Source organism: Pandoraea sp. ISTKB (assembly GCF_001721285.1).
GTDB lineage: Bacteria > Pseudomonadota > Gammaproteobacteria > Burkholderiales > Burkholderiaceae > Pandoraea > Pandoraea capi.
Genome location: NZ_MAOS01000046.1, coordinates 14,786 through 33,098, shown reverse-complemented (window position 1 = coordinate 33,098; position 18,313 = coordinate 14,786). Strand labels below are relative to the sequence as shown.

The window sequence follows — 18,313 nt, the reverse complement described above, 5'->3', positions numbered from 1 at the left end:
GAAAGCGATTATTCGCCCGGCGCGACGACCTCGCGGGTGCCGTTTCGCCCCATCGGCGTGACGAGTCCGGCCGCTTCCATCTGCTCGATGAGACGTGCGGCACGGTTGTAACCGATGCGCAATTGCCGTTGCACGGCGGAAATCGACGCGCGTCGCGAGTTCAACACGAATGCAGCGGCCTCGTCGTACAGCGGATCTGCTTCGGCGTCGCCGGCAGAATCGCCGAACAGATCGGCCGTCGCGGCATCCGAAGGATCGCCCGCGAGAATGGCCTCGTCGTAGTCCGGTTCGCCGTACTGCTGCCAGTGCTGCACGACACGATGCACCTCGTCGTCGGCCACGAAAGCCCCGTGCACGCGCTGCGGATACCCGGTGCCCGGCGGCAGGAACAGCATGTCACCCTGCCCCAGCAGCGACTCCGCGCCCATCTGGTCGAGAATCGTGCGCGAGTCGATTTTGGACGACACCTGAAACGCGACGCGGGTGGGAATGTTCGCCTTGATGAGACCGGTGATGACGTCGACGGACGGACGCTGCGTGGCCAGAATCAGGTGAATACCCGCGGCACGGGCCTTCTGTGCGAGACGTGCAATCAGTTCTTCGATCTTCTTGCCGGCCACCATCATGAGATCGGCCAACTCGTCGATCACCACGACGATGAACGGCAGGCGGTCCAGCGGCTCCGGCGCGTCCGGGGTGAGCGAGAACGGGTTGCTCACCTTCTCGCCCGCCGCACGCGCCGCGTCGATTTTCTCGTTGTAACCGGCCAGATTGCGCACGCCGAGCGCGGACATCAGGCGGTAACGCTTTTCCATCTCACCGACGCACCAGTTCAGTGCGTGTGCGGCCTGCTTCATGTCGGTCACGACCGGTGCGAGCAGATGCGGAATGCCGCCATAGACGGACAGTTCGAGCATCTTCGGATCGATCATGATGAGGCGCACGTCGTCCGGCGTCGCCTTGTAAAGCAGCGACAGGATCATGGCGTTCACCGCCACCGACTTGCCCGAACCAGTCGTACCGGCGACCAGCAAGTGCGGCGCGCGAGCCAGATCCGCAACGATCGGCTCGCCGGTGATGTCCTTGCCCATCGCCAGCGCCAGTCGCGAGCGGTGCGCATCGAATACCGGCGCCGTCAGGATTTCGGACAGACGGATCATCTGACGCTGCGCATTGGGCAATTCCAGCCCCATGCAGGTCTTGCCCGGGATCGTCTCGACGACGCGGATCGATGTGACCCCCAACGCGCGCGCCAGATCCTTCATCAGGCCGACAACCTGCGCGCCACGCACGCCAACGGCCGGCTCGACCTCGAAACGCGTGATCACCGGCCCTGCCGACGCGCCGACGACCGTCACCGGCACCTTGAATTCGGCCAGCCGCTGCTCGATGAGCTGACTCACCGCAGCGAGCGCTTCGTCGGACACGACGTTGGCATGATCCTGCTGCGTCGCCGGCGAGAGCAGATCCACCGACGGCAAATCGTAGTCGATGATCACGCGCGGCGGCGGCAATTCGTAGGGCGTATCCGCCGCGAATTTGGCCGTCGGCGAGACTTCCGATGTCGACATGCCGAAAGACGGCAGCGGTGCGGCGCTGGCAAACGACGGGATGGCGGGGGCCGTCGGCGTCGGCACCGCAGGCGCGGACAGTGGCGCTGTGTAGGGTGTTTGCGGTGTCGGCTCGTCGTGCGAGAGCGGCATGCCGTCGGCGCGCGCCCACGTGCCATCGGCGCGCAAAACGTAATGCGGTTTCAACGCGGGCTCGATATCGTCGTCAACGTCGGACGACGACAATTGAGCGGGCTCGCTTGTGAGGTTGGCGACATCGGCAATATCTGCGACATCGGGCGCTTCAGGCGCTTCAGGCACCTCCGATACGTCGAACGGCGGCGTGGCTTCCACCGTGTCGAATGGCGCTTGCGCCGGCACCGTAGTTGTCACCGCATCTGCCACCGGATCTGACACATTGGCTGCCGTCACCGCCTCGACGACCGGTCGTTCGATCTTCGGGGCCTCAGATTGGACAGGCGGGTCGTATGCCTCGACACTCGCCAGCACGTCGGCGAAAAGGAAACGGCGAGGCGGCGTCGTAGCGACGACAGGCGTTGTCGGCACGGCAACAGCGACCTTCGGCAACAGAACCGTCGGCGGCAAATTGAGCACCTCGGCGGGTGCGAGCGGTGCGGACGGCACACGCGGTGCGACCAGCGGCGTCTGCGCTATCGGCTCAGCCGAGACGTCGGCGGGGGCAAGCGCTTGCGGTGCAGCAGTCGAATGCGCCTCATCGCTGACCACTGGCGCGTCAACGGACGCGAACGAAGATACCGAGTGTATCGGCGAAGCCAACGGCACAGACGACGCGGTGGGTTGCGGCTCAGACGTCGGCGCACTAACACCCGCCGCCGAGCCCGCACCGCTCCACTCCCGCAGATCACGAAGGAGTGCCTCGGCTTCACTGCGCAATGCGGCCAGCGCATCAACACGCGCCTGCTCGGCAACTCGCGCCGCCTCCTGCTGCGCGAGCATTTCGGGCGTCGGGCCTTCCGCCGCGACTTCCTCATGCACATGCACGGTATCGTTCACCGACCAGTCGATGGGAGAAAACTCGGAGACGTCCGACGACAACGGCGTGGCGGCATCGGCCGCCGACCAGGAGGCCGCCCCCCGCATGGCAGGCGTCACCGCGGGACGTGGGACCGCCGCAGGCGACACCGCCGGCGCAGTGCCAGTGATCGGTGCGTTCAGTGACGTCGATGCCGGGGCGGAAATCGTCGGCGCGTCGATATCGGAAGCCGCGCCCGGCGTGCTGAACGCCGTTGCACGCGGCGCAATGGGCGGCGCCCCACGCGGCGGAATGTTTTCCAGACCCAACTGCGGCGTGCGGAACGGACTATGGACGATGGTGCCGCGCAAATGCGCAGGCGCCATGCCCACGGGGCGGCGATGCCCATCCGTCCCCGGAATCGATGTGGAATGCAGCGGGTCGGTCGAAGCCGACGTGTTCGCGGTACCGGACATCTTCGAAGGCATCGACGCCGCCATCGTTTCCGGAGCAGACGTCGCCGGGCGAGCCGTCATCGCACCGGCAGACGAGAATGCCGTCGGCAACGCGGCGCGCGATTCACGCGGCGGCAATCCCGGCTCAGCACGGACAAACTCGGTCATGCGTAGCGCTTCGCCACGACTCGAACCGGAGGCATAGGCGCCGCGAGGCAGCACAGGACGAGTGCCCGCTGCGGCGCTTCCTACTGAACCTCCTGCTGAACCTACTGCTGCACTTCCAGCCGCACCGGCGGACGCAAGCGTCGCAGCCGCAGCCACGCCACCTCGCCCGACCGACGCCCCCTTCCCTGCAGGACGCGTCGTCGCACCGCTGCCAAACGACGGCTCGGCGCGCGGCGCCCCACGCGTGGTCAGCGGCGGCGGTTGCATCGCGTCCAGGCGCGCGCGCTCCTCGTCGGACAGCTTCCAGCGCGGCTGCGCGGCCAGCCCGCGACGGCGCGGTACAGGTTCTTCGATCAGACTACCGACGTTGTGATGCCCTTGTCCGAGCGTCGGCGTATAGCCGCCACGCTCCGCTCGCTCGGTCCGCTCCGTCGTATCGAACGACATTTGCGAAAGACCACGCGCCGGTTCGCGGCGGCCGGTATCGGCGCGCGAATCTCTCGGCTCGAAGGAAGGCGAATCGTCTTCGTCATCAGCAGATGGGCCACGCGAGAACATGCCCCACCAGGTGGTGCCGAAGACAAGCGGAAGGGAAAAGAGGAGCACGGCACCCGCGACGCCCATGGCGAGCGTACCGCCGAGCGCCACGTGCAGGCCGTGGGAGAGCGATTGGCCGACGCTGCCGCCGGCCGTATTGCCGTCGCCACCGGTGAGTGCGGCCAGCATGGCGCTCGACACCATCGCGAGCGGAACGCCAAGCAGCATACGGAGCGTGCCGGGGCCGAAGATTCTTATCTCACCGCCAAGCAGACCCCGTACGCCAGGCCAGCACAACGCCAGCAACCAAAACGTCGACAGTCCGAACCAGCCAAACCCCATAATCGCTCATTGCTTCAGGAAAACCCGGAGAGCGATTGTAGCAGGTAGGTCACCGTCCGGCGGGCCTCCGGCCCCGACTTTTACGCGTCGGCATGCCGGATACGGCCACTCAGGCGTGACCGTGGGTTCCGGTGGGACGAAGCGTCGGCGCGACACGCTCCACCGCCGCGACCGGCAGCGCTTCGTCCGGCACCACCAGACTCAGGTTGCGACGACGCAACGAGCGCCAGTCGACCTTTGCGAAGATGTCCTCGCCCAGCGCGCTCGTTTGCGAGAGATTCTCGACGCGCACGCCACGGGCACGCAACACTTCCGAGGCGTGACGGAACGACGGTTCGATCAGGTCCGCGAACTCGGCGTCCAGACGCGTGGGCGCACGGGTCTGCATCGTCTCGTAAAAACGCGGCGTGTGCGATGCATCGCGCAGATCGAGGCCATGCAGGTACATCTCGGTAAAGCCCAGCCATGTCGCCACTTGCAGCGCGAAATACGCCACTGTGCCGCCGTGGAAAAAGCCGTTGTCGATGTCAAAGCTAAAGCCCAGTGCACTCTCGTCGCCCACGAACGACGCGCTCGCCGACACCTGCGCATCGGCCCGCAACGTTGCGGTCGTGCGCGCCGCTTCGAAGCCACGCTTGAAAATATCGTCGACCAGATAGAAGCGGCAGCCGAAAGCCGACATCGGGAACATCTCTAACAGACGGGCGAGCACCACGGGCGTGACGAACAACACCAGATCGCGCGCCACGATACGGCGCGCCAGATCCGGACGCTGGCGCACGAAGCCGGCATCGAGAATGCAGTAGTAGTTGAATTTGACCGGCGCGAAGTCGGTGAGCGCAATCGCCCCGTTCACACCCATGACGTGGTGCATCGGCAGCGCGTCGTAATCGATCTCCGCGATCGAGGGGCCGCTGGCGATGATATGGCAAGGCAGACGTCGCAGGCGTTGCAGCTCAGCGCGGCGCGCAAGCGGTACGTGGCGCCCGCGCCACGTGAATCGTTCAATGGCCCCCATCGCATCGCGCTCGATACGCGCGTGCGGCCAGAGTCGTTCGTTGTGCCGCCACTTCGCCGAATGGCTATGGCGGTAAACGAGTTTGAGGATCGTCGAAAGCATTGTCGTTGTTTTGGTTAGGTGTTCCGGTTGCGCCGCTCTCACCTTGTGGATGGACGGCCCTAACCCCGTTACGAATCGCGTGTCGGTCGATTGCCGATCCTGCGTGAACCGTTCGCCTCTGCGCTCCCCCCTGCCCGCAGTGCCGCTCACGAAGGCATGGAGACCTTGCTCCATCACATCGATGGATAAATTCTGCCACCCGGACTTTGCCCGGGACAAGATTTATTCCAGTTGGAAATCTTACGTCAGGTTACCTTCCTTCGCAGTCCAGGATCGCGGGGCTTGACACCGGAATCCCCTGTTCATGCGGGTTTTCCGGCCGTCACACACCGTCTAACAGGGGATGAAAGGAAATCTGGCGAGAAATAAAGCATTGCGGGAAATGCAGACAATGCTCAGGGATAGACGGCGATTCGTACGCCGATGGAGCGCATTGCGACAGGTCGTTTTCGTACCACCACGACCTGTGCAGGCACAGAAGATCAGTGCAGCGCCGTGCTGCCGCTCGGGCGTGGATAGAACGATTGCCCGAGTTCGACGAGCAACGCACTCAATTGCGGGTCGCGCACGAAGCTCGCTGCCGAGTCGGCGGCGAGAATGGCTTCCGGGGTCTGCGGACGCGCAATCAAGAACCCCTGTACATAGTCGACACCGAGTTCCGACAGCGCTTCGAGGGTCGAGGCATCTTCCACCCACTCCGCGACGCTGCGAATCCCCAGATTCTTGGCCAGCGCGACGATGGCCTCGACGATCGCCAGATTGGCCGGGTGTGCAGCCATGCTCTTGACGAACGCACCGTCGATCTTGATGGCGTCGACCGCGAGATCCTTGAGATACGAGAACGAACTGAAGCCCGCCCCGAAATCGTCGAGCGCAATGCGTCCGCCCAACTGATGAATGCGATCGACGAAGCGGCGCGTATTGTCGAGATCGTGCAATGCCACCGTCTCGGTGATCTCGATGCACAGCAACCCGACCGAGCGCTCATGCGCGGCCAGCGTGGCGAAGATGTCACGCACGAAGTGTTCGTCGTTGAGCGACGCACCGGAGAGATTCACACACACGAACCGCGTCTTGGGAAGCTGCTCGCGATGCGCATCGATCCACGCCAGCGTGTTCGTCAGCACCCATTTATCGATCATGCCGATGGTGCCATTCTCCTCGGCGGCACTGATGATGCGCGAGGCAGGAACGATATTGCCGTCCGAATCGCGCATACGCAGCAGCACCTCGAAATTCAGCGACTCTCCCGGCGACGCCATCTCCATGATCGGCTGCATTTCGAGGAACAACGTATTGGGCGTGAGGCCGGCGTCGAGGGCGTCGATCAGACGCAGCTCTGCCAGCCGCTCACGGAAGGCTGCCGCGCCGCGTTCGTAGACGACCAGTTCGCGTCGGCTCTTCTTGGCTTCACGGCAGGCGCGGTCCGCCGACGAAATGGCGTCCGGCACACGCATGTCGGTCGTCAGTTCGATGACCCCAGCCGACGCCCGCACCTGAAACGCCCGGTCTCCGATCTGATAAGGCTCGCCCGCAATCGCGTCGACCAGCCGACGCGCCACGGCGGCGGCCTCCTTGATGGTGGCATCGCGGAATACCACGATAAACTCGTCGCCACCGGTGCGGCCCACGCTTTGCTCCGTCGACAGCCGCGCGCGCATCCGGTCGCAGGCCTGGCGCAGAACCTCGTCGCCGGCCGCGTGGCCGAACAGATCGTTGACTAGCTTGAAGCGGTCCAGATCCAGATACGCCAGCGCCGCAGGACGCGCGTCCGACAGCGTCCGGATGGCTTCGCCGAGCGATTTCTCGATACCGCGCCGGTTCGAAACCCCGGTCAGCGGATCGTTCTCCGCCAGATAGCGCAACTGCTCCATCGTGCGGGCACGCTCCGTGATGTCCTGCAACGAGCCCTCGATACGCCCGTCGGAGAAGATCGCCTTGACGAGATAGCGGCTCACGCGGCCGTCGTCGCGCGGCAGCGAAAGGATTTCAAGTTCCGACTCATCGCTGTGCTGAGCTACATCGAGCAACATGCGCCAGGTGCTCTGACCGAAGAACTGGTCCCAGCGGAAAGTGCGCCCTTCGGTGCTGGGAATACCCAGCATGGTGTGCAGCGCGGCATTCCCCCGCACGAACACCCCCTGATCGTTGAGCGTGAAGAGCCCCACCGGCGTGACGTCGTACGCATTGCGCAGTTCGGTCTGGGCTTCGAGCTTGCCCTGATGCTCCATGCGCATCTGCTCGGCAATGGCCAGCGCCGCCATCAGGCTCGAGAAGAGCGCCGCCGTCACGCTATTGAGCGCCGACGACAACGCGCGGGCGTTGAACGCGGCGGCGATCACTTCGGAAAAGGTGGCGAACAGCACAATGGCGAGCGACGCGCTGTACCAGACCGCGACCCGCGAGCGCGTGAGCACCAGAATGCGCGCCAGCAACACCAGTACGATCGCAATGCCCAGCGCCGCAACGGCCCACAGCACCGGAATGAAATGCGCGTAGGGCAAGGCAATGGCCGCGCAGCACAGCACCACACCGGCCCATTGCAGCACCATCACCATCCAGCGCAAACCGATCCGGCGCAGTTCCCGCTTGAACAACTGCGTGAACAGCGAATAGGTGAGTACGTAGTAGATCGCGAACGTCGCCTTGCGCACCAGCGCGTCCCAGTCCATCGGGATGGCACGCTCCAGCCACTGCGTATCCGCGCCCAGCGAGTTTGCCGCCAGGCGCAGGTTACCGATCAGCCAGGCGGCGAACAACACATACAGCCATTCCTTGTTGATGATGGCGGTGACCAGCACGAACGCCGACAGCGTGAGCAAACCGCCTTCCAGCAAGCCGTTGCTGCGATGGAACTCTTTCTCGGAGATGCGCAACTCGGGCGCAGGCCAGGCCACGAGCGACAGGTGCGCCGGACCGGAAAACGTTCCCTGACAGAGCAGCGTCACCGGTTCGACGAGATGGCCGAGGTCGATGGCGAAGCCTGCTTTAGACATCCGCACCGCCCCGCTCACCCCGCTTCGATCGGCACGGCCGATGGCGGGACTGTCGGGACTGCGCCAGCAGGCGAGCGTTTGCGCGTGACGGGAGGGAAACTCGATGACGGTGCGCTCCTGGTCGCCGACAGGCGGTACCGTGAAGCGAAACCACACCGGCGCTTCTGACAGATGGGTGCTGAATTGCTGAACCGGCGCGACGCGCTCCAGCGCGCCTTGCGCCATCGGCGGATTGAAGGTGGCAGGCAAATCGCCTTGTGCCTGAAACGACACCGGCGTTGCACCACGCACCGCGTACTGACTTTCCTGAAACATGAGCACGATGCCCGAGAGCAGCATGATCGCTGCGGGCACGGCGTACAGGGAAATGCTTCGAAAGAGCTCGTCGAGTCGTGCGGTAATACGCCAACGGCGCCGCGCGCCGGTGAGCTCGCTCAACTCATCGGAGAAATCGTTCGTATTACGGCCGTGATCGTCACGCTCGTTGCCGAGTTCCCCCGCCATATGACTTTTGTGCCCTTATCTCGTTAGTCGCCCCCGCGGTGAATCCCGAACGAGGCGTGCCCGAAAGCTCGCCTCCCCGGCCGGGCCGGCCCTGTCCCGTGCCGCCGATGTTCCGGCCTGCACGGGCAGGTGTCTCTTGCCCGTAAAACCCGTTACCGCCGTCGCTGCCTGAAACACCTCCGGCATACGACGGGATAACGTTAATTCGCTTAACGGCATTACACCGCCAGGCTGTAGCCTGCTGCTACGCATCGTACCTCGTCGGCACCAAAAGATAAATCCCGCAAATGCGCGCCAACACTGGCTTCGACCGGTGCCGGCTTGACTTCGTACCGACTATCCGTCACCCCCTGCTCACCCGGCATGCCGAGACGCAAGTCGGGATGGTGCGTGAGGCACATGTAAGCAAACAACGGATGCCCCGCCGCCTGCCAGCGCGTGCGTGCCTGTGCCACGTCGAGCGCCAGTACGCGATGCCCGATACCGCCGACGTGTGCCATCGGGATCAGTTCCTGAGACGGGAACACGTCGGTAAACATCAGCGCTTCGTACTGCCGATGCAGCGGCGGGCGCGCGGTAATCACCATCCAGTCGATGCCCGAGAGCAGGCAATACTGATAGAAGGCCTTGAAAAGCGCCGTCTTGACGACCCGACCGACAGGCCCGGCCACCACGCCCAGACGCGTCGCTTCCGCGAGCGCCGCGCTATCCAGCCAGTCGGGCAGCGGTGCGGAATCCTCGAGATGCAGCGCGTGATACCGATTGGTCTGGATACGCATCGTGCCAAGCACCGCACCGTCGAGCCGCGCACGTGCCATGAGCACGATGGCCCCCGGTTCACGGTCGCTGGATTCCGGATCGCTCAATGTGGCAGCGAGTTCGGGCAGATGACGGCCATAAGCCGCCTGACGCATCGCCACGGCATCGCGCAGCGACGCCTCGTCGCTCGCAATGGAGACGACAAAAGGCAAACGCTCTTCACGCAATGCCACGGTATCGGACATCGCAGACACCGGCGGACGGACGGCGACAGGCGACGGCGTCCGATGGAGACTGCCGGTCGGCCGGTCGGCATTGGTGATCGAGAGGACATCCGAGGCTTGTGCAAGATCAAACATGATTGACACTCCTTAAGGTCAATGAAAGGGCTGGTGCCGTGCATGGGCGAAGGCGCCACTGCATCGCACAATTCCTTTCTTGATCCGCTTGAGCGAAGTGTCAAGTGCTTATTTTCTTTAGGTTTTTCACATTCCTTGCGGAACCTCGACGCCGCCCCGTCCCGCCCCGGCGCCAATGGCCCTGGAAGCCCCGTCGCACCGTATGAAACGGTTTGCTAACGATCCGGGAATTCCCCGCCACCCGCTTACGCCGCCTTTCCCCTGAGATCAGCTGTCACCTATTTGAGACAGTTGCCGTCCTAAGAAAGACTCTGGCAAAATGATAAACGTGTTTACTAATTTCACTAACTGACGGGATGTCGCGACGAAGGGACGAGCGACGCGTCTCGCCCCGCCAGCCCTGACGACGACATGCCGAAAATCGATTGGTCCTCCCGGTTCGGCACGCTGGTTCACGATGTGGCACGCGTACATTCGCGGCTGTTCGACCGGCGCGCCCGGGGCAACTTCGACCTGACACGGGCGCAATGCCGCGTGCTGGTGATGCTGCATCGCTACGGCGTGCAGACACAGGCCGAACTTGCCGAACGCATGGAACTCACGCCGATGGCACTCGTGCGGCTGCTGGATCGCCTGCGGGAAAAGGGATTGGTGCGACGCGAACGCGATCCGCACGACAAGCGCGCCCATCTGCTCTATCTGACGGATGCCTCCGAGGCCAAGATCGACACCATCGTGGCATTCGCCAACGTGACCGAGCGTGAAGCGTTGGCCGACCTCACGCCGGCCGAGCGCGTCGAACTCTCGCGCCTGCTGGGCAAGGTTCTGACCAGCCTCACACGCGCCGAAGCCGAATGCCCCGCTCCCGCAAAACTGAGGGATGACGTCGCCAGGGAGACCGAATCGGAGTAAAGACGAATAAGGACGAACAACGAGGCAGGAGACAAAAGACGCCGGTCACCGGCGGCAACCCCATAAGAAATGCGGACGAGGCGACAGGCCATCGGACCGCACGACAACGGCGCGCGAAGCACACCACGCGCTCGACGAGCTACCAGAGGAAATACCGTGGCATCCCCCGCTAAGGCTGACGATCCGGGCAAACACCGGGCGCTCGTCAGCGTATCCGTCATGCTGGCAACGGTGTTACAGACACTCGACAGCACCATCGCCAACGTTGCGCTGCCTCACATGCAGGGCAGTTTGTCCGCGTCGCAGGACTCGATCACGTGGGTGCTGACGTCCTACATCGTGGCCGCCGCCATCGCCACCCCGCTTACCGGTACGCTTTGCGCGCGCTTCGGCCGACGCCGCGTCTTCCTTTGGTCGGTGGCGGGCTTCACCATTGCGTCCGCCCTGTGCGGCATGGCGCAATCGCTCACCGAAATCGTGGCGGCACGTCTGTTTCAGGGCATTTGCGGCGCCGCACTCGTGCCCCTCTCGCAAGCGACCATGCTCGACATCAATCCGCCGAGCAAGCACGGCTCGGCCATGGCGGTGTTCGGCATGGGCGTGATGGTCGGGCCGATTCTCGGGCCGTCGCTCGGGGGATGGCTCACGGACAGCTATAACTGGCGCTGGGTCTTCTACATCAACCTGCCCATCGGACTGATCGCCTTCCTGGGGATTGCTGCCTACCTGCGAGAGCCGCCTGAGCAAAAAGCGGGCAAATTCGACGCGCTGGGCTTCGTCACCCTGAGTCTGGCCATCGGGCTGTTGCAACTCCTGCTGGACCGGGGCGAGCAGCAGGACTGGCTCAACTCGACGGAAATCTGGCTGGAGATGCTCGGTGCCATCATCTGCTTCGCGTATTTCGTGGTTCACACATGGACGGCCGGCGAGCATTCCTTCTTTAACCGCGCACTGCTGCGTGACCGGAACTTCAACACGGGCGTCGTCTACATCTTCGTGGTCGGCATCATTCTCTACGCCACGCGCGCCCTGCTCCCGCCCATGCTGCAAAGCCTGTTCGGCTACCCCGCCATTCTCACCGGCCTGGTCACCGCGCCCTCGGGTGCAGGGACCATGGCGGCGATGCTGATCGTCGGGCGGCTCGTCGGCAAGGTCGACGTGCGGTATCTGTTGGGCTTCGGCTTCGCGCTGACCGCCTATTCGTTGTATCTGATGGCCGGCTACTCGCTGACGCTGAGTCCGTCGGACATCGTCTGGCCGGGGGTGATTCAGGGCTTCGGGCTGGGCTTCGTGTTCGTACCGCTCACGACGGTGACGTTCGCCACGCTGCCGGGGCAGTTCCGTGCCGATGGCGCGGCAATCTACAGCCTGTCGCGCAACATCGGCAGCAGTATCGGTATTTCGGTCGTGCAGACGCTGCTCACCCAGAACACACAGGTGAATCATGCCGTGCTCTCCGAGCACATCACACCGTTCTCGCAAGGGGTCCAGAGCTACGTGCAGACGTATGGCGCAGCAGCCATGGCCGCGCTCAATGCGGAGGTCACCCGTCAGGCAGCAATGATTGCGTATCTGGACGACTTCCGGCTAATGCTCCTGCTCACGGTCGTCGTCATGCCGCTACTGCTCTTCATCCGGATGAAGAAAAAGGCGCCAGGTCAGGCCGACGAGTCCGAAGAAATGGTGCATATCGCCGCCGACTGAACTGCTAACGAGCGGGCGCTATCCCCTGCGCACCCGCTCGTTAGCCGCCTTGCGTGGCTTGCGGGGTTTCGGTTCGATGCCGATACGGGGATCGCCTGCAAGCACCAAAGCCGTGAGGCGCGACGCAACGGCCTCGAACGTGTCCTCGGACTGCGGCATGTAGAGCCACTTCCCCAGCACCGGGTGCGGGCGCAACACCGGCATTTCCGCCATCAGCGACGCGTGATGCTCATGCGACGTGCAAACCAGCAGACCATCCCACGGCGCATCCCGGTCGATGACCGCGAGACATTGCCGGCCATTCACATAAGCCGCTTCAGCCCCGAACATTCGTTTGCGCAAATACGACTCATCGTGTTCAAAAGCATCGAAAACCCAGACAAGCGAATTGCGAATAGTAGAAGGCATTGAATATAGCGCTTCGGAATCGACGAAAAATCACACTCTACAGGACGCCCGGAACGTCCGCCAGACCGGAACCTCCCGAGACCCGCGCCGCTGCTGAATTCGAATTAAAAATAAAATAAGACCGGAATTCGAAATACTTTCCTTAGAAAATCTAGAAGCCCGTAACAACTTATTACAACTCACCAAAAAACAACGCCGATATTTGTTGTTGAAGAATTAAGCACCTATTTTGAATTCACTTGAATTGCGCGATATGAATTAAAAGATTTCCCCACCCTCAGGAGCGCGATATGACGACCTCGCCACGTGCCGTTGCGTCTTTCGGATCCGCGCAGTGTCCACTGCCCCTCAAGCCCCTCATTCTGGCCCTGTCGCTGTGTTGCGCCACGCAGGCGCGTGCCGCATGCGACAACGTTACGCCACCGAGCGGCACCACGGTGACCTGCACGGGCACAGACGGCGTCGTCGCCGCACAGGCAGGCAGCACGGGGGTGACGGTGAATGTCCAGCAAGGCGCGACGGTCTCCTCGGTTCGCGCGTCACCCGATATCGCGACGATCACCGTCGACTCCTCCAGCACGATTACCAACGCCGGCACGGTGAGCATGACCGGCACCAACCCCTCTGGCCGTGGCGCGGCAATGCTCGGCGCTCATGATGACAACACGCTCGTCAACACGTCGACCGGCGTCATCACGACATCAGGGTTCGAAAACGATGGCATGGCGAGCAACGGCAACCATGGCTCGCTGACCAATAACGGCACGATCACCGTCAACGGTCCGAACGCCTTCGGTATGACCGCCGCATGGGGGCAATCGTCCGGCCTCGGTCTGAACAGCACCTTCGTCAACACCGGGACCGTGACGGCAAACGGCGGCGGCAGCCGTGCGATCAGCGTGGTGGGCGGGCAAAGCACTGTCACGAACAGCGGCACGCTGATCACAACAGGCGGCACGGCGTCGAACCGTTCGTTCACGGTGTTCATGCAGGGCAACAACAACCGTCTTACCAACAGCGGCTACATCGAAGCGCGCGGCATCAACAGCGACGCCGTCGTGTCGAACACGGCCTCGGGCTTCACCACGTCGATCGTGAATCAGGCGGGCGGCCAGATCATCAGCCGTCAGGGGTTCGGGGTTCGCACGGTCAACGGCACGGTCTCCATCACCAATGCCGGTCTGATCCAGAGCGACGTGGGCACCGCCATCGCGATGAACGCAGCGGCACGCTCCAATACGCTGACATTGCAGACCGGCTCGCAGATCATCGGCACCGCCGATGGCGGTAACAGTGCGGTAAGCACCGTCAATCTGCAAGGCAGCGGTACGTCGAGCAATCCGTTCGTCAATTTCGGCACGCTCAATATGCAGGGCGACAACTGGACATGGACGGGCAGCGGCAACTTCACATCGGCACAGTTTCAAAGCGGCGTTTTTACGCTGAACAGTACGCTCGGGGGGGCAACGTCGCAGGTGGCATCGGGCGCCACGCTCACCGGTACCGGCACACTTACCGGCAACCTGACTAACGCCGGCACCGTGCGCCCGGGCGACGGTGCCGGCAACGGCACACTGACCGTCGTGGGAAATTACACGGGCCAGGGCGGCAAACTCGCGATCGACACCGTGCTTGGCGACGACAACTCGAAGGTCGCCCCGCTCACCGTGAGCGGCGGCGCGATCGGCGGCACCACGACCCTCGCGGTCAACAACATGGGCGGGGCCGGTGCGCTCACAACAGGCAACGGTATTCCGATGGTCAACGCCATCGGCGGCGCCACGTCGTCGGCAAGCGCCTTCACGCTGAACGGCACCGTCAGTCAAGGTGCCTACACGTACTACCTTTATCAGGGCGGCACCACGCCCGGCACTGCCAACAACTGGTATCTACGCTCCACCGTGCCCGTGGCCACTGCCGTGACTTATGTCGACGCGCTGACAGGACAGACGGTCAACACGGTGCTCTCGCCGGTCGGCGCCGTCGGCAGTCCGCCAACGGCCGCCGAAGGCTCGGCCCCGATGCCGATCTACCGGGTGGAAGTCCCGGTGTACTCCGTCATGCCGGAGATCGCACGTGTGGCCGGCTTCGCGCAGATGGGAACGTTCCACGAGCGGCAGGGGCAACAAGGCCTGCTCGACGAGAACGGCTGGCTACCCGCAGGTTGGGCGCGGGTCTGGGGGCAGACGGAACAGTTTCGTCCCAAAGGCGATGTGTCGCCGCAATTCGACGGCAACATCGGGGGCGTACAGATCGGTCATGACCTCGTGTCGCGTCGAACGGACAGCGGGCACAACGATCACGTAGGGATTATCGCGGGATGGACGCGCGCCTCGGGCGACACGCAAGGCAGCGCACTGGGCGCCATGGACACTCACACCGGCTCGTTGGGCCTGGACATGTACAGCGCAGGTTTGTACTGGACGCATGTGATGCCCAACCTCGCCTACATCGATGCCGTGGTACTTGGCTCCGCCCTGCAATACGAGTCGAAGCCGATCAGCGGCATGAACACGAGCACGCACGGCAAAGCGATATCGGCATCGCTGGAGACGGGTTGGCCGATCCGTCTGACGTCGACCCTCACGCTCGAACCGCAGGCGCAAATCGTCTATCAGCGCCAGTCGCTGAACGACCTGACCGACGCCGTCTCCACGGTGTCGTTCGACAGCACCAGCAGCTGGCTCGCCCGGATCGGCGCACGTCTGGAAGGCAATTACGACGGCGAACGCGGCCTGCTGCGTCCCTATCTGCTGTTCAATCTGTTGCACACGTTCGGCAACGACGGGAAAGCGATCTTCGGCGGCACGACGCCGATCGTATCGAGCGCGAACACCACGGCGGCCCAGTTCGGCATCGGTGTGGCCGGCCGCTTCAACAAGCACGCGAGCGTGTATGCCTCGCTTGCCTACCTCACGCAAATCGACGATACGCGCCAGCAGAGTGTGTCTGCCACGCTCGGCGTGCGCTGGCGCTGGTAAGCGCGACCGGCGTCACCCGCCCGCCGCCTGCAACGTTTGCGAGGGCAAGTCGGCGCGGGGATCGATCACGGGCATGGTCGTCTCGGGCGTATAACGCATGCAGCGATTTCGTCCGGCGGCCTTGGCCTGATAGAGTGCCCGGTCAGCCCGCTGGACGAGCGACGACAACTCGCCGCGTGAGCGTTCGTCGCAAGCAATCCCGATGCTCACCGTCGCCGCCACCGTCTCGCCCTGCACCACCCTCGCCGAGCGCTCGAACGCCTCGCGCACGCGCTCCGCAATGGCCTGCGCCTCGTTGGCGCCCACGCCCGGCAGGAATAGCGCAAACTCCTCGCCGCCGTATCGTCCGAAGATGTCGTCGGCCCGCAATTGCTGCGCCGCCGTGCGTGCGAAGAGCAGCAGCACGGTGTCACCGAACGGATGCCCGTAGGTGTCGTTGATACGCTTGAAGTGATCGAGGTCCAGCAGGAGCAAGGCGACAGGTGCGCGCGCCGCGCCATGACGTCGTAGCTGCTCGCGTGCGAGGCGGGTGAACTCGGGACGATTGAATGCCTGCGTGAGGCCATCGCGCGTTGCGGCGCGGTGCAGCGCGATCTCGGAGCGCTCCTTGCCCAGCGACACCATGAGGAAGCTCGCCACCACGATCAGCACGAGCATTTCGGTCGTGGACACTTGCGGGCCGAACCACGCGAGGAACTTCGCATCGGTCGGGCCAAGCCAGACGAGCGCCACCGCACGCGCCGTGTAGAACGAGCCGTGCAGCACGGCGACGACGGCCAGCACAATGCTGCTGGGCAGCCGCAGCCCCGACGCCTGCCAGAACTCCTTGGCCGCCATCAGACTGTAGAACGCGAGCAACGAGAAGAACAGCACGCCGCCACTCCATGCGTCGAGAGGTCGGGCAAACAGCCACGTCCCCCATAGCAGCACGGCCGGGCCGCCGAACACGGCCACCCACTGCACACTGCGACCGTAGAAGCGGCGGGCACCGCTCCATACCATGGCAAAGGCGAGCGTTGCCACCGCGTTGCCCAACGGATAGAGCACCGCGAGCTGGGAGCTTCGCGCGGCGAGCAGATAAAGCACGGGAGAGAACGTTGCGAGCAGGAAGGCGAGGCTCCACCATCGCGGCGATTCGGCCTCGTCGCGACGCAGCGCATCGAGCATGAACAGGATGCCTGTCGCGATACTCAACAGGAAGGTCACAAACTGTAGTGTCGGCAGGTCTAACGCCGGCAGCGACAAACCAAGAGCCATGGCTCCGTCCCCCGTACGCATTGCAACCGACGGACCCTCACCTCGGTCCCGGAAACAACGCGCAGTTTGAAGTACGGGGGATAACAGGAGATGGCAGGAGATAGCACCCTGACCGAACGATCGGCGGTTCGCAGCCATTCGTCATGCTGGAGATGGACAAACGCGACAGCCGCTTGCGCGTCTTATATGACGCACCGTCTGGCCGCCCCGGTCCGGCCATCGGTTTTGTATCTCCATACCCATGGGGCGGGATTCTAGCACGTCAAATTGGGACGGCAACTGCCGCGAAGGCCCGTCGGCAAAGGCTGTCTCAATCTTCCTTACACTGCCTTTTCGGGCACCGTTCCGGCTGGGCTTGCCGTCCGGTGACGCGTCTTGACGCGTGCCGCTTGCCTCACATTTCCTGACGTCGGCGCGCGGACAGCGCTCCGGCGGTCTGAATGACGAGATCGGCAAAGCGACGCTCGTCGCGCTCGGCGTTCCAGCGCACCCGAGGCACGGCGATATTGATCGCGCCGATGGCCCGGCCGTCCTGATTCACGACGGCCGCCGCCGTGGAGATGTCGCCCATGAAGAACTCGTCCTCAGTGTGCGAGTAGCCTTGCTTACGGATGCGGGCGAGCCGCTCCTTGATCTTGCGCGGCTGTGCCACGGTCGCCGGCGTGAACTGGACGAGATTGGTGCGCGCGAGGATGTCGTCGATCTCAGTGTCGTCGAGCGTGGCGAGCATCGCCAGCCCGGGCGCGGTGCAGTACGCAGGCAGACGCGAGCCGACGATCACGTTGGCATTGAAGACACTACGGCTCACGATACGCAACACGAAAACGATGTCGGTATCGAGACGCACCGTGAGGTTCGTCGCCTCTTCCGTTTCGGCCGCCAGTTGCTGGAGATAAGGGGCGGCACGACTCACCAGTTCGTTCGAGACAAGATAGTGATAGGTGAAGTCGAGCAGCTTCGGCGAAAGTTCGTACTTCTTGCTTTGCGGGTCCTTGAGCAGATACCCCAGGGCCGAAAGGGTGAACGTGAAGCGCTGCGCGGCGCTGATGTCGAGACCCGTGGCCACCGCGATTTCGGAGAGCGACAGATGTCGCTTCGAACCATCGAACGCCGTGAGCACTTTCATCGCCTTTTCGACGGAATTGACGTAAAGCGTGGAGTCGGTCAATGCCGCCGCACCCGGCGACGCATCCGTGGTAACGGCTTTGTCTTTGGCTCGGCTACGAGGTGTCTTGGTGGTGGCCACAGTCAGATCGGTATTTGAAGA

General features: G+C 63.6%; 10 protein-coding genes. 3 read left to right on the top strand and 7 right to left on the bottom strand.

Annotated elements, in window-relative coordinates; all coding sequences use genetic code 11:
* Positions 1–8: 8 nt before the first annotated feature.
* The 4 genes from A9762_RS17990 to A9762_RS17975 all read right to left on the bottom strand — a co-directional run bounded on the left by A9762_RS17990 (position 9) and on the right by A9762_RS17975 (position 9,784).
* Positions 9–4,046 (bottom strand): DNA translocase FtsK, encoded by a 4,038-nt coding sequence (locus tag A9762_RS17990; protein WP_069343386.1) that lies wholly within the window; start codon positions 4,044–4,046, stop codon positions 9–11.
* Between the two features lie 109 nt (positions 4,047–4,155).
* Positions 4,156–5,166, bottom strand: a complete 1,011-nt coding sequence (locus tag A9762_RS17985) for a hypothetical protein (RefSeq protein WP_069343385.1) — start codon at positions 5,164–5,166, stop codon at positions 4,156–4,158.
* A 482-nt stretch (positions 5,167–5,648) separates the two neighbouring features.
* A complete protein-coding gene (locus A9762_RS17980) occupies positions 5,649–8,666 on the bottom strand; it encodes a bifunctional diguanylate cyclase/phosphodiesterase (protein WP_069343384.1) in 3,018 nt (1,005 codons plus the stop codon).
* A gap of 218 nt (positions 8,667–8,884) precedes the next feature.
* The gene (locus tag A9762_RS17975; RefSeq protein ID WP_069343383.1) at positions 8,885–9,784 is read right to left on the bottom strand and encodes a hypothetical protein; all 900 of its coding nucleotides are present in this window, start codon (positions 9,782–9,784) and stop codon (positions 8,885–8,887) included.
* Between the two features lie 411 nt (positions 9,785–10,195).
* Between A9762_RS17975 and A9762_RS17970 the strand changes: the two genes are divergently transcribed.
* Positions 10,196–10,696: a MarR family winged helix-turn-helix transcriptional regulator gene (locus A9762_RS17970; RefSeq protein WP_069343382.1), complete on the top strand. Its 501-nt coding sequence runs from the start codon at positions 10,196–10,198 to the stop codon at positions 10,694–10,696.
* Positions 10,697–10,765: 69 nt separating this feature from the next.
* A complete protein-coding gene (locus A9762_RS17965) occupies positions 10,766–12,400 on the top strand; it encodes a DHA2 family efflux MFS transporter permease subunit (protein ID WP_371443112.1) in 1,635 nt (544 codons plus the stop codon).
* An 18-nt stretch (positions 12,401–12,418) separates the two neighbouring features.
* On the opposite strand, the gene A9762_RS17960 is transcribed toward A9762_RS17965, so the two are convergent.
* Positions 12,419–12,808, bottom strand: a complete 390-nt coding sequence (locus tag A9762_RS17960) for a hypothetical protein (RefSeq protein ID WP_069343380.1) — start codon at positions 12,806–12,808, stop codon at positions 12,419–12,421.
* A gap of 290 nt (positions 12,809–13,098) precedes the next feature.
* Between A9762_RS17960 and A9762_RS17955 the strand changes: the two genes are divergently transcribed.
* Complete coding sequence (locus A9762_RS17955; protein ID WP_083254052.1) at positions 13,099–15,789, top strand: autotransporter outer membrane beta-barrel domain-containing protein; 2,691 nt, start codon at positions 13,099–13,101, stop codon at positions 15,787–15,789.
* Between the two features lie 12 nt (positions 15,790–15,801).
* Here A9762_RS17955 and A9762_RS17950 read toward each other — a convergent pair whose 3' ends face one another.
* Together A9762_RS17950 and A9762_RS17945 are read right to left on the bottom strand one after the other, a co-directional pair.
* Positions 15,802–17,046 carry a GGDEF domain-containing protein gene (locus tag A9762_RS17950; protein ID WP_069343379.1) on the bottom strand — a complete coding sequence of 415 codons (1,245 nt, stop codon included), beginning with the start codon at positions 17,044–17,046 and terminating at the stop codon, positions 15,802–15,804.
* 394 nt (positions 17,047–17,440) lie between these two features.
* Complete coding sequence (locus A9762_RS17945) at positions 17,441–18,292, bottom strand: IclR family transcriptional regulator (RefSeq protein ID WP_371443111.1); 852 nt, start codon at positions 18,290–18,292, stop codon at positions 17,441–17,443.
* Positions 18,293–18,313 lie beyond the last annotated feature (21 nt).